This window comes from Pseudomonas sp. SDO5215_S409 (assembly GCF_054071325.1).
In genome coordinates this window covers 85,043-99,525 of record NZ_JBSVWN010000009.1, presented here as the reverse complement: position 1 = coordinate 99,525, position 14,483 = coordinate 85,043, and the positions used below count along the sequence as shown (strand labels likewise).

At 60.9% G+C, this 14,483-nt stretch carries 14 protein-coding genes; 6 read left to right on the top strand and 8 right to left on the bottom strand.

Translation table 11 applies throughout. The annotated features are described in order from the left end of the window. Both sdhD and sdhC read right to left on the bottom strand, forming a co-directional pair. Positions 1-369 (bottom strand): succinate dehydrogenase, hydrophobic membrane anchor protein, encoded by a 369-nt coding sequence (sdhD, locus tag ACW9H9_RS07580; RefSeq protein WP_150764456.1) that lies wholly within the window; start codon positions 367-369, stop codon positions 1-3. Further along, positions 363-737 (bottom strand): succinate dehydrogenase, cytochrome b556 subunit, encoded by a 375-nt coding sequence (sdhC, locus tag ACW9H9_RS07575; RefSeq protein WP_457342469.1) that lies wholly within the window; start codon positions 735-737, stop codon positions 363-365. The genes sdhD and sdhC overlap by 7 nt, the downstream gene beginning before the upstream one ends. A gap of 363 nt (positions 738-1,100) precedes the next feature. On the opposite strand from sdhC, the gene gltA reads away from it, so the two are divergent. Next, entirely contained in the window at positions 1,101-2,390 is a 1,290-nt protein-coding gene (gene gltA, locus ACW9H9_RS07570) for a citrate synthase (protein ID WP_457342470.1), read from the top strand. Between the two features lie 144 nt (positions 2,391-2,534). On the opposite strand, the gene ACW9H9_RS07565 is transcribed toward gltA, so the two are convergent. The 3 genes from ACW9H9_RS07565 to ACW9H9_RS07555 form a co-directional block, all read right to left on the bottom strand. Then, positions 2,535-4,193 carry a cation acetate symporter gene (locus ACW9H9_RS07565; protein ID WP_457342471.1) on the bottom strand — a complete coding sequence of 553 codons (1,659 nt, stop codon included), beginning with the start codon at positions 4,191-4,193 and terminating at the stop codon, positions 2,535-2,537. Beyond that, entirely contained in the window at positions 4,190-4,501 is a 312-nt protein-coding gene (locus tag ACW9H9_RS07560; RefSeq protein ID WP_457342472.1) for a DUF485 domain-containing protein, read from the bottom strand. The genes ACW9H9_RS07565 and ACW9H9_RS07560 overlap by 4 nt, the downstream gene beginning before the upstream one ends. Before the next feature lie 216 nt (positions 4,502-4,717). After that, positions 4,718-5,569: a glycine betaine ABC transporter substrate-binding protein gene (locus ACW9H9_RS07555; RefSeq protein ID WP_457342473.1), complete on the bottom strand. Its 852-nt coding sequence runs from the start codon at positions 5,567-5,569 to the stop codon at positions 4,718-4,720. 333 nt (positions 5,570-5,902) lie between these two features. On the opposite strand from ACW9H9_RS07555, the gene ACW9H9_RS07550 reads away from it, so the two are divergent. Continuing rightward, positions 5,903-7,456: a glycoside hydrolase family 17 protein gene (locus ACW9H9_RS07550; protein ID WP_457342474.1), complete on the top strand. Its 1,554-nt coding sequence runs from the start codon at positions 5,903-5,905 to the stop codon at positions 7,454-7,456. A 41-nt stretch (positions 7,457-7,497) separates the two neighbouring features. Here the strand turns inward: ACW9H9_RS07550 and ACW9H9_RS07545 are convergent, their stop codons facing one another. After that, positions 7,498-7,866: a hypothetical protein gene (locus tag ACW9H9_RS07545; protein ID WP_457342475.1), complete on the bottom strand. Its 369-nt coding sequence runs from the start codon at positions 7,864-7,866 to the stop codon at positions 7,498-7,500. 234 nt (positions 7,867-8,100) lie between these two features. Between ACW9H9_RS07545 and ACW9H9_RS07540 the strand changes: the two genes are divergently transcribed. Together ACW9H9_RS07540 and ACW9H9_RS07535 are read left to right on the top strand one after the other, a co-directional pair. Next, entirely contained in the window at positions 8,101-9,399 is a 1,299-nt protein-coding gene (locus tag ACW9H9_RS07540) for a serine/threonine protein kinase (RefSeq protein WP_457342476.1), read from the top strand. A gap of 25 nt (positions 9,400-9,424) precedes the next feature. Next, positions 9,425-10,180 (top strand): MlaA family lipoprotein, encoded by a 756-nt coding sequence (locus ACW9H9_RS07535; RefSeq protein ID WP_457342577.1) that lies wholly within the window; start codon positions 9,425-9,427, stop codon positions 10,178-10,180. Positions 10,181-10,233: 53 nt separating this feature from the next. On the opposite strand, the gene ACW9H9_RS07530 is transcribed toward ACW9H9_RS07535, so the two are convergent. Further along, positions 10,234-11,205, bottom strand: coding sequence for a GlxA family transcriptional regulator (locus tag ACW9H9_RS07530; protein WP_457342477.1), 972 nt, complete (start codon positions 11,203-11,205; stop codon positions 10,234-10,236). A gap of 187 nt (positions 11,206-11,392) precedes the next feature. Between ACW9H9_RS07530 and ACW9H9_RS07525 the strand changes: the two genes are divergently transcribed. Beyond that, positions 11,393-11,998 carry a TetR/AcrR family transcriptional regulator gene (locus tag ACW9H9_RS07525; RefSeq protein WP_457342478.1) on the top strand — a complete coding sequence of 202 codons (606 nt, stop codon included), beginning with the start codon at positions 11,393-11,395 and terminating at the stop codon, positions 11,996-11,998. A 27-nt stretch (positions 11,999-12,025) separates the two neighbouring features. Here the strand turns inward: ACW9H9_RS07525 and ACW9H9_RS07520 are convergent, their stop codons facing one another. Further along, entirely contained in the window at positions 12,026-12,466 is a 441-nt protein-coding gene (locus tag ACW9H9_RS07520) for a GlcG/HbpS family heme-binding protein (RefSeq protein WP_457342479.1), read from the bottom strand. Positions 12,467-12,701: 235 nt separating this feature from the next. Here ACW9H9_RS07520 and gcl point away from each other — a divergent pair, with 235 nt between their 5' ends. Further along, positions 12,702-14,477 carry a glyoxylate carboligase gene (gcl, locus tag ACW9H9_RS07515; protein ID WP_457342480.1) on the top strand — a complete coding sequence of 592 codons (1,776 nt, stop codon included), beginning with the start codon at positions 12,702-12,704 and terminating at the stop codon, positions 14,475-14,477. Positions 14,478-14,483: the final 6 nt, after the last annotated feature.

The window sequence follows — 14,483 nt, the reverse complement described above, 5'->3', positions numbered from 1 at the left end:
TCAGATACCCCAGAGAATCTGTACACCCCAGACGAAGTAAGCGAACATCGCGACGCCGCATACTGCCTGGAAAAGGAAACGCACTGCAGTCGCGGACTTGCCCAGCGCCATGGGCGTCAGGTAGTCGGTCGCGATGGTCCACATGCCGACCCAGGCGTGAGCGCCCAGGGCCACCAGGGCCAACAGACTGAAAATACGCATTCCGTTGTGTGCGAACAGGCCGTGCCACTGGTCAAAACCAATGCCCGGGTTCGCCACGAGGTATCCGATCAGGAAAATGAAATAAGCCGCCAGAACGACCGCAGACACACGCTGTGCCATCCAGTCATAAAGGCCTGAACGCGACAGGTTCGTAACGCTGGTTACCATATCCAAACTCCCGCCAGAACGATTACCACCACGGAAACGGCGATAACGATTTTCGAGCCCAGCTTGCCGCCTTCCAGCGTCTCACCGATACCCATGTCCATGATCAAGTGGCGCACACCGGCCACCAAGTGATACAGCAGAGCGGACAGGAGGCCCCATGCAACGAACTTGGCCAGCGGACTGGTCAGGCACGCCTTCACCTCGGCATAGCCTTCTTCGGAACCCAGGGATTTGCTCAATGCATAAAGCATGATGCCCAGGCCGAGGAACAGGATGATGCCGGAAACGCGGTGCAGGAATGACGTTACGCCGGTGATGGGGAGTTTGATGGTCCTTAGGTCTAGGTTTACAGGTCGTTGGCTTTTCACGGCTTTTTTTTCACACTGAAGAGCCCCTAACAATCAGGGCAAAGTTGTTGGGGAGTGCACTGGTCAGGTAACCACCACCCAGGGATGCGACCCCCAATAAAGCAAGCCCAAAAGCCCTTGGCGGTCGGTGGCCGAGTATAGACAGTTAGGCAACTAATGACAACGCGCACTCCTCACCCTAATAGCGGATTGCGCTCGGGGGACAAAAGGCGTAAATGGCAGTCAATTTCGAGGAAAAAGTACGGTTAAAGCCTTCTGCGGCAAGACTTTAGGCAAATTGACATCTGAATTTATCTCACTATAGTGGTGCGGGCCCTGCGTGGGGGGTCTGTCTGATGATTTGAAGCATAAATAGGAGGCCACATGGCTGACAAAAAAGCGCAGTTGATCATCGAGGGCGCAGCCCCCGTCGAGCTGCCCATTTTAACCGGCACCGTTGGTCCCGATGTTATCGACGTAAGGGGCTTGACGGCCACGGGCCGTTTTACTTTCGACCCAGGCTTCATGTCGACCGCCTCTTGCGAGTCGAAGATCACCTACATCGATGGTGACAACGGTATCCTGCTGCACCGCGGCTACCCGATCGAACAGCTGGCCGAGAAATCGGACTACCTGGAAACCTGCTACCTGCTGCTTAATGGCGAACTGCCAACAGCCGAGCAGAAAGCCAAGTTCGTCAGCAACGTCAAGAACCACACCATGGTTCACGAACAGCTGAAGACCTTCTTCAACGGTTTCCGTCGCGACGCCCACCCGATGGCCGTCATGTGCGGCGTAGTCGGCGCCCTCTCCGCCTTCTATCACGACTCCCTGGACATCAATAACCCGCAGCATCGCGAAATCTCCGCGATCCGCCTGGTTGCCAAGATGCCGACCCTGGCCGCAATGGTTTACAAGTACTCCATGGGTCAACCCATGATGTACCCGCGCAACGACCTGTCGTACGCGGAAAACTTCCTGCACATGATGTTCAATACCCCGTGCGAGATCAAACCGATCAGCCCGGTACTGGCCAAGGCAATGGACCGGATCTTCATCCTCCACGCCGACCACGAGCAAAACGCCTCCACCTCCACCGTGCGTCTGGCCGGCTCCTCGGGTGCCAACCCGTTCGCCTGTATCGCCGCCGGTATCGCTGCACTGTGGGGCCCTGCCCACGGCGGCGCGAACGAAGCCGTGTTGACCATGCTCGATGAAATCGGCGATGTGTCCAACATCGACAAGTTCATCGCCAAGGCCAAGGACAAGAACGATCCGTTCAAACTGATGGGCTTCGGTCACCGGGTCTACAAGAACCGCGACCCACGCGCCACCGTGATGAAAAAGACCTGCGACGAAGTGTTGAAGGAACTGGGCATCAAGAACGATCCGCAACTCGAACTGGCCATGCGCCTGGAAGAGATCGCCCTGACCGACCCGTACTTCATCGAACGCTCGCTGTACCCGAACGTCGACTTCTACTCGGGGATCATCCTCAAGGCCATCGGCATTCCAACCAGCATGTTCACCGTGATCTTCGCCCTGGCACGTACCGTAGGCTGGATCTCGCACTGGAAAGAAATGCTCTCCAGCCCGTACAAGATTGGCCGTCCGCGCCAGCTGTACACCGGCTACGAGTCGCGTGACCTTACCAAGCTTGAAGACAGGCACTAAGTTACAGCCCGGAAAAACGGCCTCTTGATGAGGCCGTTTTTTTTGGCTGCAGCTTAGCGAGCAGCGAACCTCAAGCAAAAAAATACCCCCGCTGAGTGCGGGGGTCTTTTTTACATCACGTGTAGCGTCAAACGTGCAACTGCCTCAATGATCCACCGCTCCGCTCGCCCCCAACCCGGTTTGCGAACGCACAAACTGCGGGAAGTACAGCGCGCGCTCTTTCTCTGCCGCCGCCGATTTGTCGGTGATGGAGAAGAACCAGATGCCGATGAACGCAATGATCATCGAGAACAGCGCCGGGTATTCGTAAGGGAAGATCGCCTTTTCATGGTGCAGGATCGACACCCAGATGGTCGGGCCCAGGATCATCAGGCCTACCGCGCTGATCAGGCCCAACCAGCCGCCGATCATCGCGCCACGGGTGGTGAGGTTTTTCCAGTACATGGAAAGCAGCAGCACCGGGAAGTTACAGCTGGCCGCAATCGAGAACGCCAGGCCGACCATGAACGCAATGTTCTGGCTTTCGAACAGGATGCCCAGGCCGATGGCCAACACACCCAGCGCGACGGTGGTGATTTTCGAGACGCGGATTTCATCCTTGTCGTTGACCTTGCCCTTCTTGATGACGCTGGCATACAGGTCATGGGACACCGCCGACGCACCCGCCAGGGTCAGGCCCGCAACCACGGCCAGGATAGTGGCGAACGCCACCGCCGAAATGAAGCCCAGGAAGATGCTGCCCCCCACCGCGTTGGCCAGGTGCACCGCCGCCATGTTGTTACCGCCCAGCAAGGCACCGGCAGCATCCTTGAACGCAGGGTTGGTGCTCACCAGCAGGATCGCGCCAAAACCAATGATGAAGGTCAGGATGTAGAAGTAGCCGATGAAACCGGTCGCGTAGAACACGCTCTTACGCGCTTCTTTAGCGTCACTCACGGTGAAGAAGCGCATCAGGATGTGCGGCAGGCCCGCCGTACCGAACATCAGGGCCAGGCCCAGGGAGAACGCCGAAATCGGGTCTTTCACCAGGCCGCCCGGGCTCATGATCGCTTCACCTTTGGGGTGAACCTTGATCGCCTCGGAGAACAGCATGTTGAAGTCGAAGTTGACGTGCTTCATCACCATCAGCGCCATGAACGAGGCACCGGACAGCAGCAACACCGCCTTGATGATCTGCACCCAGGTGGTCGCCAGCATGCCGCCGAACAGCACATACAGCACCATCAGGATACCCACCAGGATCACCGCCACATGGTAGTCCAGGCCGAACAACAGCTGAATCAGCTTGCCCGCCCCAACCATTTGCGCGATCAGGTAGAACGCCACCACCACCAGCGAACCACAGGCCGACAGGCTGCGGATCTGGGTCTGGCCCAGGCGGTATGAGGCCACGTCGGCAAAGGTGTACTTGCCCAGGTTGCGCAGGCGCTCGGCGATCAGGAACAGAATGATCGGCCAGCCCACCAAAAAGCCGATCGAGTAGATCAGCCCGTCGTAGCCAGAGGTGTACACCAGCGCGGAAATCCCCAGAAAGGAGGCCGCCGACATGTAGTCACCGGCAATCGCCAGGCCGTTCTGGAAACCGGTGATCTTGCCGCCCGCCGCATAATAGTCGGCCGCCGACTTGTTGCGTTTGGACGCCCAGTACGTGATGCACAGGGTGGCGCCGACAAACGCGATAAACATCACGATGGCCGAGATGTTCAATGGTTGCTTGTGCACTTCGCCGGTCAAGGCATCCGCCGCCCAAACAGCCGGGGCAAACAGTGAAGCGCCAAAAACTGCCAATAGACGCTGGATCATTGCGCCGCCTCCTTGAGAATCGCCGCGTTCAGGTCATCAAACTCGCCATTGGCCCGGCGCACATAAATGCCGGTCAGGATGAACGCCGAGACAATCAGCCCGACCCCCAGGGGAATACCCCAGGTAATGGACGAGCCGGGGCTCAACTTGGCCCCCAGGATTTGCGGCCCGTAGGCAATCAGCAGAATGAAAGCGGAGTACAGCCCAAGCATGATCGCCGAGAGAATCCAGGCGAATCGTTCCCTTTTACGCACCAGCTCCTTGAAACGCGGGCTGTTTTGAATCGAGAGGTAAATGCTGTCGTTCATTGTTTTTATCCTCGCAGCACAGCTTTTTATTATTGGAACGTACCCACTGTATGCGGCTGCGGGACAGGTTCCAGACGACCTTAGTAGTAGAAGAACCGCCGCCATCACGCCAACTTTCCACTGTCCAAAGTGACAGCCTTTGCCCCCAAAACCACAAAGCCCGCCTGACGACAACGCCAGGCGGGCTTGCAAGGTGCTATCTAGACGCTTCGTGCCTTATTTAGCGGTCCACTCGGCCACGCGCTCAGGGTGCTTGGCCACCCAATCCTTGGCAGCGGCCTCCGGCTTGGCGCCTTCCTGAATCGCCAGCATCACTTCACCAATTTCATCCTTGGACGCCCACTGGAACTTCTTCAGGAACGCCGCCACGTCCGGCGCTTTCTTTTCCAGGTCCTTGCTGCCGATGCTGTTGACGGTTTCAGCAGCGCCGTAAATCCCTTTGGGGTCGTCCAGGAAACGCAGCTTCCACTTGGCGAACATCCAGTGGGGCACCCAGCCGGTGACGGCGATGGATTCCTGCTTGTCTTCGGCACGGGTCAGCTCGGCGATCATCGCCGCGCCCGAACTGGCTTGCAGCTTGTAGTCCAGGCCGTATTGCTTGATGGCCTCGTCGGTCTTGAGCATCACGCCTGAACCGGCGTCGATGCCGACGATCTTGTTTTTGAAGGTGGTATCGGTCTTGAGGTCCTCGATGGACTTGGCCTTGACGTACTCCGGCACGATCAGACCGATCTTGGCGTCCTTGAAGTTGGGGCCGTAGTCGACCACCTTGTCCTTGTTCTTGGCCCAGTATTCACCGTGGGTCACCGGCAGCCAGGCGGAAAGCATGGCGTCGAGTTTGCCGGTGGCCACACCCTGCCACATGATCCCGGTAGCGACCGCCTGCAACTTCACGTCATGCCCCAGCTTTTGCCGGATCACCTCGGCCGCCACGTTCGTGGTGGCAACGCTGTCCGACCAGCCGTCCACATAGCCGATGCTCAGGGTCTTGCTGTCGGCGCTGGCCAGTGTGGAGCCCATCGCAACTACCAGCGTGGCAGCTGCGCCCAAGAGTCGTCGCATCTTCATACATGCTTCCCCGAAAGTACTGCGCCCGGCGGGTGCCGAGCGACGTCAACCTGTTGTTATGTGGTGCACCGCGCCCCCATCACGCACGCCCCTCACCGCCTTGGCACCATCAGTGGAGTGCTGACCCTTCGATCATCAACCTGCGGCCCGGCGCGACCTGCTCTGACTACGACCTCGGTTAAGCAAGAAACGACATCACATCGCCAGCAAGGCGTTTGACTGAACGACCGATCAAAATCCCGCCCGATCTTTGCATGTCAAAATTATGCGGCCCCACTAGGGCGGCCCAAATCCGGGTAAGATGCGCGCCTTTGCTCCCCAGACAAGCCGACCATGCCCGCCACCGCCCGCTTCCCTGCCCTGCCCTATTTATTCGCCCTGCTCCTCGGCCTGTTCGCCCTCGGCGGCTACTGGTACGGCCTGGGCAAGCCGGTGGTGTTGCCGGACGTCGCCAGCGCCAGCCACAAGTTGCAATGTGCGTCCTACACCCCGTTCGACAAGGACCAGTCGCCGTTCGACCAACCCTTCACGTTGCGCCCCGAGCGCATGGACGCCGACCTCGCCCTGCTGGCCACCCGCTTTGAATGCATCCGCACCTACTCCATGACGGGCCTGGAAGCCTTACCGGACCTGGCGCGCAAACACGGCCTCAAACTGATGATCGGCGCGTGGGTCAACAGCAACCCGGTCGACACCGACAAAGAAGTCGACGCCCTGATCGCCTCGGCCAACGCCAACGCCGATGTGGTCACCGCGGTTATCGTCGGCAACGAAACCCTGCTGCGCAAAGAAGTCACCGCCACGCGGCTGGTGGCGTTGATCCACAAAGTCAAAAGCCACGTCAAACAGCCGGTGACCTACGCCGATGTGTGGGAGTTCTGGCTGCAACACCCGCAAATTGCACCGGCGGTGGACTTCCTCACGATTCACCTGCTGCCCTATTGGGAAGATGACCCGGCGGGCATCGACCAGGCCCTCAAGCACGTGGCGGACATTCGCCAGACCTTCGGCAACCGCTTTGCCCCCAAAGACGTGCTGATCGGCGAAACCGGCTGGCCGAGCGAAGGCCGCCAGCGTGAAACGGCCGTGCCGAGCCGCGTCAATGAAGCCACGTTCATGCGCGGTTTCGTGGCCATGGCCGAAGCCAACGGCTGGCACTACAACCTCATCGAAGCCTTCGACCAACCCTGGAAACGCGCCAGTGAAGGCGCCGTGGGCGGTTATTGGGGGCTGTTCGATGCCGATCGCCAGGACAAGGGCATCCTCGTGGGGCCCGTGACCAACGTGCCGTACTGGCCGCTGTGGCTGGGGGTGGGCGGGATGATCCTGCTGGGTACGCTGGTGCTCGGCGGCCGCGTGCGCACCACCCGCAGCGCCTGGATGCTGCCGTTGCTGGGCACCGTGGCGGCCTGCTCAATTGGGACCTGGGCGGAATTGACTCGGGTCACGGCGCGCTTTACCGACGAGTGGGTATGGGCTGCATGGTTGGTGGTGTTGAACGTACTGGTACTGGCTCACGCCGCCCTGGCGCTCAGCGCCCGGGAAGGTTGGCGCGCCCGGGCCTTCAAGGGGCTTGAGCGACGCGCCGGCTGGCTGGTGGCACTCGCCGGGTTCGCGGGCGCGGTAATGATGTTGGCGCTGGTGTTTGACCCGCGCTACCGCAGCTTTCCAAGTGCGGCGCTGGTATTGCCGGCCCTGGTCTATGTGATTCGCCCCGTGGCCGTGCCCCGTCGCGAAGTTGCCCTGCTCACCTTCATCATCGGTGCGGGCGTTGCGCCGCAGCTGTACCGCGAAGGGCTGCTCAACGGGCAAGCCTGGGGGTGGGCACTTGTCAGCCTGCTGATGGTTGCCGCCTTGTGGCGCTGCCTGCGGGTACGCAAGGTATAGAGGCTCGCCCGCTCCCACACGCCTGGCGCGTGGGAGCGGTATCAGGCAGCCCTGGGCGCGCGGACCAGCCGCAACCCTGCAATCACTACGGCAAACACCGCAAACGTGGTGTTGTACAACACCAGCGCTGGCAACCCGAACACCATCCCCAGCACCGCCAGCCCCCAGCCGAAGCGCCCCGGCACCACAAACGCCAGCACCGACGTTACCAACGCCGCCCAGCCCAGCACCGTGAAATGAATCATCAAGCCCAGGTTGGACCGCACCTGGCACTCCCAACGACCGGCTTCGTCGGCACAGATGCCCACCCACCGGCCATCCTCCATAAACCCGTAACGGGCGCCATAACTGGCGGCCAGCCATAACGGCAGGGCAACGAGCAGCAGGATCAGCGGCAAACGGCGGGACATGGAACGCTCCAATAGGCGAAAACGGCGGCCAGCTTAATACCCCCGCCGCCGTTGGCAAGGCTTGTCAGTAGATAAGTGTTCAACAAAGCGTGGCAAAGTGTATCGTCTGGCAACTATTGCCCCCGCTTATGACGTTTTTTTCCGACTTTCGTGCCCAACGGTGGCACTTCGGTGGCAACGCGGTGGTCATAGCCTGCGAACTTCATCAAGTACGTTCCTCTTAGGGATTTCGTCATGCTCCGTTCCTTGCGCTGTGCCGCCCTGCTGGGCAGCCTATTTCTGAGTGCCTCGGCACTGGCGGTCGACATTGATCAGGCCAGCTATGGCTACCCCTTGACCAACCCGTTCGAAGCGACCATCGCCACCACGCCGCCCAACCTTCGGCCCGAGCTGCCGAGCGACGATGAGATCAACCAGTCCGACTACACCCTGACGATGCGCCCCGAACGCGAGTTCAGCCTGCCCGACAACTTCTGGGCCGTGAAAAAACTCACCTACCGCATCGCCAAACAAGACCGCGCCGCGCCGCTGATCTTCCTTATCGCAGGCACCGGTGCGCGCTTTGACAGCACCATCAACGAATACCTGAAAAAGCTGTACTACAAGGCCGGTTATCACGTGGTCCAGTTGTCGTCGCCCACCAGCTTCGACTTCATCAGCGCCGCGTCGCGCTTCGCCACACCCGGGGTGACCGAAGAAGACGCCAAAGATATGTACCGCGTGATGCAAGCGGTGCGCGCGCAAAACAACACGCTGCCGGTCACCGACTTTTACCTCACCGGCTACAGCCTCGGCGCGCTGGACGCCGCCTTTGTCAGCAAGCTGGACGAAACCCGGCACAGCTTCAACTTCAAGAAAGTGTTGCTGCTCAACCCCCCGGTCAACCTCTACACCTCGGTGACCAACCTCGACAAGCTGGTACAGACCGAGGTCAAGGGCATCAACAACACCAACACGTTCTTTGAGCTGGTGCTGAACAAGCTGACGCGCTACTTCCAGGAAAAAGGCTACATCGACCTCAACGACGCCCTGCTCTACGACTTCCAGAACTCCAAGCAACATCTGACCAACGAACAGATGGCCATGCTGATCGGCACCACGTTCCGCTTCTCGGCGGCCGACATTGCCTTTACATCGGACCTGATAAACCGCCGCGGCCTGATCACCCCGCCCAAATACCCGATCACCGAAGGCACCAGCCTCACCCCGTTTCTCAAGCGGGCGTTGCAATGCGACTTCGACTGCTACCTCACCGAACAAGTCATCCCGATGTGGCGCGCCCGCTCCGACGGCGGCAGCCTGCTGCAACTGATCGACCAGGTCAGCCTCTACGCACTCAAGGACTACCTGCACGACAGCCCGAAAATCGCCGTGATGCACAACGCCGACGACGTGATCCTGGGCCCGGGCGACCTGGGCTTCTTGCGTAAAACCTTCGGCGACCGCTTGACCGTCTACCCCCTGGGCGGCCACTGCGGCAACCTCAACTATCGCGTCAACGCCGACGCCATGCTGGAGTTCTTCCGTGGCTAAATACCTCCTGCTGCTCGCCGCGTTGATGTGCGCAGGCGTAGCCAATGCCGACAACAGCAAAGCCAATGCCCCCACCGTGGTAGACGCCGACGGGTTCAAGGAGCCGCTGCAAAAGCTCAAGTTCAACCCTGGCCTGGACCAGCGCGAGTTCGAGCGCTCCACCCTCAACGCGCTCAACGTCTACGACCCGCTGGAGTCGTGGAACCGCCGCGTGTACCACTTCAACTACCGTTTCGACCAATGGGTGTTCCTGCCGGTGGTCGACGGTTACCGCTACGTCACCCCAAGCTTTGTGCGCACCGGCGTGAGCAACTTCTTCAACAACCTGGGGGACGTGCCGAACCTGTTGAACAGCCTGCTGCAGCTCAAAGGCCACCGTTCGCTGGAAACCACCGGGCGCCTGCTGCTCAACACCACCCTGGGCATCGCCGGCCTGTGGGACCCGGCCACCGCCATGGGCCTGCCGCGCCAGAGCGAAGACTTCGGCCAGACCCTGGGCTTTTATGGCGTCCCCGGCGGCGCGTACCTGGTGCTGCCGATCCTGGGCCCGTCAAACCTGCGCGACACCGCAGGCCTGGCCGTGGACTACACCGCCGAAGCCCAGGTCAATTACCTGAACGTGTCCAAGGTCAGCGAGCACCACCCGGAAATCTGGGCCTTGCGTGTCGTGGACAAACGCTACCAGACCAGCTTTCGCTACGGTCAGATGAACTCGCCATTCGAGTATGAAAAGGTCCGGTACGTGTACACCGAGTCGCGCAAATTGCAGATCGCCGAGTAATCGCCCGCCGTCGGTCGTGGATAAGCGGGCAATCGGAAACGCAGGGGCATCGGCTACCTGACGAGGCGCTTTTCCTTGGAGGGCCGGTAGCCGAAGTACGCGCTGTAACACTTGCTGAAGTGACTGGGCGACACAAAACCGCACGCCACCAGCACTTCCACCTGGGACAGCTCGGTATGGCGCAACAACCGACGCGCTTCGGTGATGCGTAGTTCCAGGTAGTGGCGCTGCGGCGTTGTGCCCATTTGCTCTTTGAACAAACGCTCCAACTGGCGGCGGGAACGGCCGGCATACACCGCCAGTTGCTCCAGCTCCAACGGCTCCTCCAGGTTGGCGTCCATCAGTTTGAGCACCTCGCGCAGCGGTGCGCTGACACTCTGGTGCTCCGTGGGTTTGATGCGCCGGTAGCGCGACTCCTCAAACGCCAGGATGTCCTCGATACCTTCCACCAACGCCTTGTCGTGCAGGCCCTTGATCCAGTCGAGCAGCAGGTGAAACGCCCCGGAAGGGCTGGAGGCGCTGAGCCGGTCACGGTCGATCACATAGGGTTCGCAGCTTACCTGGGTGGTCCTGCAAATTTCTCCCAGTGCCGACCGATGCTCAGGGTGAATGGCGCAACGGTAACCCTCCAGCAACCCCGCACGCCCAAGAAACCAGGCGCCGTTCCACAGCCCGGCCAGTTGCACGCCTTGCTCGGCGGCCCCTTTAAGCATCTGCACGAACCCTTCGCAGGCCTTGAGCTCGGTGCGAAACCCGCCGCAGATCACCAGCAGGCCGAGCCCCTTGCATGCGCTGGCCTGTAGGCAGGCGTCCGGCCGGATCACCAGGCCCAGGTCGCTGATCACTTCCCCGTCGCTCAAGCCAAAGGTGCGCGAAGTAAACAGCCCCGGGCGCAGCAGGTTGGCCGTCACCACGGTGTCCAGCGCCTGGGTAAAGGCCGGCAGGGAAAAATGCTCCAGCAGCAAAAAACCGACGTTGACCGTCGGGCTCGGCTTGGCGGCCTCTGAGGGGGGATGTTCGCTCACGGCAACACTCGTTTTATTGTTGGGCGGTCAGTTGAAACTGCGCCAGAGTGTGCCCCCCGGTGCCGTCCCTGCCAATACCTGCGCCCGACAAACCCCGCGCCAAGGCGCGCAGGCCCATTGTTGAGGCTCGCGGACCGCCGGTGCTACCATGCCCGACCGCCTGTCCTGGCAAGGAACCACCCGGTTTATGAGCACCATTCGCGAGCGCAACAAAGAACTGATCCTGCGGGCGGCCAGCGAGGAGTTTGCCGACAAGGGCTTCGCCGCGACCAAAACCAGCGACATCGCCCACAAGGCGGGGCTGCCCAAGCCCAACGTGTATTACTACTTCAAGTCCAAGGACAACCTCTACCGCGAAGTGCTCGAAAGCATCATAGAACCGATCCTGGCTGCCTCCACCCCGTTCAACCCGGACGGCGACCCTGGCACGGTACTGAGCAACTACATCCGCTCGAAAATCCGCATCTCTCGCGACCTGCCCTCGGCCTCCAAAGTGTTCGCCAGCGAAATCATGCACGGCGCACCGCACCTGAGCCCCGAGCAAGTGGAACAACTCAACGCCCAGGCCCGGCATAACATCGAGTGCATCCAGAGCTGGGTGGACCGGGGGTTGATCGCCCCCATCGACCCTCACCACCTGATGTTCAGCATCTGGGCCGCGACGCAGACATATGCCGACTTTGACTGGCAGATCTCGGCAGTCACGGGAAAGGCGAAGCTCGATGAGGCCGATTATGAAGCGGCGGCGCAGACGGTGATTCGGTTGGTGCTCAAAGGGTGTGAGCTGGGCTGATCGGCCGCCGCGCTGTCCCCCCCAACATCACGCCGACACCCCCGCATCCGCCAGCCACCCCACCGCCTCGACGGCGCTGATTGCGCAGTGCTCATCAATGTCTGAGGTGTCCCCGCTCACCCCGATCGCCCCGGCCACGCGCCCCTGCGCATCGCGAATCAGCACCCCGCCCGGCGCAGGCACCACGCTGCCCTGCCCCAGGCTGTTCAAGGCGGCAATAAACGCCGGCCGTTGCTGAGCGTCCAACGCCAGCAAACGCGAGCCTTTGCCCAGGGCAATGGCGCCCCAGGCCTTGCCGATGGCGATCTGGGGGCGCAGCAGGCTGGCACCGTCTTCACGCTGCAACGCCACCAGATGCCCGCCACTGTCGAGTACCGCCACCGTCAGCGGCGCGGCGCAGAGGGCGCGGCCGGTGGCAAGGGCCTGAGAGGCCAGGGTCACTGCGACGTTCAAGGTTAGAGCGCTCATGGGTGCCGTCCTTATCGTGTTATTGGAATGGCACAAATAGAACACAACAAATTTATTTTTTGTATACAATTTTTTAAAACATACGCGCCATCCATCCCACTATTTTCTTCCAAAGCGCTTCCAACCGGCGAAACAGCCCTCCCATAAAATGCATTGACCTGCCCAGCTTGCCGTGAATACACTCCCACCACACCACCACTTGTATACAATTACAAAACGCAAGAGGCACAAAACCATGAGCAAAATGAGAGCAATCGAAGCCGCCGTTCTGGTGATGCGCCGTGAAGGTGTGGACACCGCCTTCGGGATTCCGGGCGCTGCCATCAACCCGCTGTACTCGGCGCTGAACACCGTGGGCGGCATCGATCATGTCCTCGCGCGCCACGTTGAAGGTGCCTCGCACATGGCCGAGGGCTACACCCGTACCAAGGCCGGCAACATCGGCGTGTGCATCGGCACCTCGGGCCCGGCGGGCACCGACATGGTCACCGGCCTGTACAGCGCCTCGGCAGACTCCATCCCCATCCTGTGCATCACCGGCCAAGCCCCCCGCGCCCGCCTGCACAAGGAAGACTTCCAGGCCGTTGACATCACCAGCATCGTCAAGCCGGTGACCAAATGGGCGACCACCGTGCTGGAACCGGGCCAGGTGCCTTATGCGTTCCAGAAAGCCTTTTACGAAATGCGCTCCGGCCGCCCTGGCCCGGTGCTCATCGACTTGCCGTTCGACGTGCAGATGGCCGAGATCGAATTCGACATCGAGGCCTACCAGCCGCTGCCCCTGGCCAAGCCCTTGGCCACCCGCATCCAGGTGGAAAAAGCCCTGGCCCTGCTGGACCAGGCCGAGCGCCCGCTGCTGGTCAGCGGCGGCGGTGTGATCAACGCCGACGCCAGCGAGTTGCTGGTGGAGTTCGCCGAACTCACCGGCATCCCGGTCATCCCTACGCTGATGGGCTGGGGCACTATCCCGGACGACCACCCGTTGATGGTCGGCATGGTCGGCCTGCAAACCTCACACCGCTACGGCAATGCGACGATGCTCAAGGCCGACGTGGTGCTGGGCATCGGCAACCGCTGGGCCAACCGCCACACCGGTTCAGTGGAGGTGTACACCGAGGGCCGCACCTTTATTCATGTGGACATCGAGCCTACGCAGATCGGCCGCGTGTTCACCCCGCACTTGGGTATCGTGTCTGACGCCGCTGCCGCGCTGACGCTGTTCATCGAAGTGGCTCGCGAGTGGAAAGCCGCCGGCAAACTCAAGGACCGCAGTGCCTGGCTCAAAGAGTGCCAACAGCGCAAGGCCACCCTGCAGCGCAAGACCCACTTCGACAGCGTGCCGGTCAAGCCGCAGCGGGTGTACGAAGAGATGAACCAGGTGTTCGGCAAAGACACCTGCTACGTCAGCACCATTGGCCTGTCGCAGATTGCCGGCGCGCAGTTCCTGCACGTCTATAAACCCCGCCACTGGATCAACTGCGGCCAGGCCGGCCCACTCGGCTGGACCATCCCGGCGGCGCTGGGCGTGGTCAAGGCCGACCCGAGCCGCAAAGTGGTCGCGCTGTCAGGCGACTATGACTTCCAGTTCATGATTGAAGAGCTGGCCGTGGGCGCGCAGTTCAAACTGCCGTACATCCATGTGGTGGTGAACAATTCCTACCTAGGCTTGATCCGCCAGGCCCAGCGTGGTTTTGAAATGGACTACTGCGTGCAGTTGTCGTTCGACAACCTCAACGCCCCGCAACTTAACGGTTATGGCGTGGACCACGTGGCCGTCGCCGAAGGCCTGGGCTGCAAGGCCTTGCGTGTGTTTGAACCGGGGCAGATCCAGCCCGCCTTGCGCCAGGCCCAGCACATGGTCGAAGAATTCAAGGTTCCGGTGATCGTTGAGATTATTCTGGAGCGCGTGACCAATATTTCCATGGGCACCGAGATCAACGCCGTCAACGAATTCGAAGACCTGGCCCTGGTCGGCAACGATGCGCCGACTGCCATTTCCCTGCTCGATTAAGGAGAA

What these genes read in the sequence shown, in the direction of transcription:
- sdhD (WP_150764456.1), bottom strand. Translation starts at nt 369, where the DNA reads ATGGTAACCAGCGTTACGAACCTGTCGCGTTCAGGCCTTTATGACTGG.
- gltA (WP_457342470.1), top strand. Translation starts at nt 1,101, where the DNA reads ATGGCTGACAAAAAAGCGCAGTTGATCATCGAGGGCGCAGCCCCCGTC.
- ACW9H9_RS07565 (WP_457342471.1), bottom strand. Translation starts at nt 4,193, where the DNA reads ATGATCCAGCGTCTATTGGCAGTTTTTGGCGCTTCACTGTTTGCCCCG.
- ACW9H9_RS07560 (WP_457342472.1), bottom strand. Translation starts at nt 4,501, where the DNA reads ATGAACGACAGCATTTACCTCTCGATTCAAAACAGCCCGCGTTTCAAG.
- ACW9H9_RS07555 (WP_457342473.1), bottom strand. Translation starts at nt 5,569, where the DNA reads ATGAAGATGCGACGACTCTTGGGCGCAGCTGCCACGCTGGTAGTTGCG.
- ACW9H9_RS07550 (WP_457342474.1), top strand. Translation starts at nt 5,903, where the DNA reads ATGCCCGCCACCGCCCGCTTCCCTGCCCTGCCCTATTTATTCGCCCTG.
- ACW9H9_RS07545 (WP_457342475.1), bottom strand. Translation starts at nt 7,866, where the DNA reads ATGTCCCGCCGTTTGCCGCTGATCCTGCTGCTCGTTGCCCTGCCGTTA.
- ACW9H9_RS07540 (WP_457342476.1), top strand. Translation starts at nt 8,101, where the DNA reads ATGCTCCGTTCCTTGCGCTGTGCCGCCCTGCTGGGCAGCCTATTTCTG.
- ACW9H9_RS07535 (WP_457342577.1), top strand. Translation starts at nt 9,425, where the DNA reads ATGTGCGCAGGCGTAGCCAATGCCGACAACAGCAAAGCCAATGCCCCC.
- ACW9H9_RS07525 (WP_457342478.1), top strand. Translation starts at nt 11,393, where the DNA reads ATGAGCACCATTCGCGAGCGCAACAAAGAACTGATCCTGCGGGCGGCC.
- ACW9H9_RS07520 (WP_457342479.1), bottom strand. Translation starts at nt 12,466, where the DNA reads ATGAGCGCTCTAACCTTGAACGTCGCAGTGACCCTGGCCTCTCAGGCC.
- gcl (WP_457342480.1), top strand. Translation starts at nt 12,702, where the DNA reads ATGAGCAAAATGAGAGCAATCGAAGCCGCCGTTCTGGTGATGCGCCGT.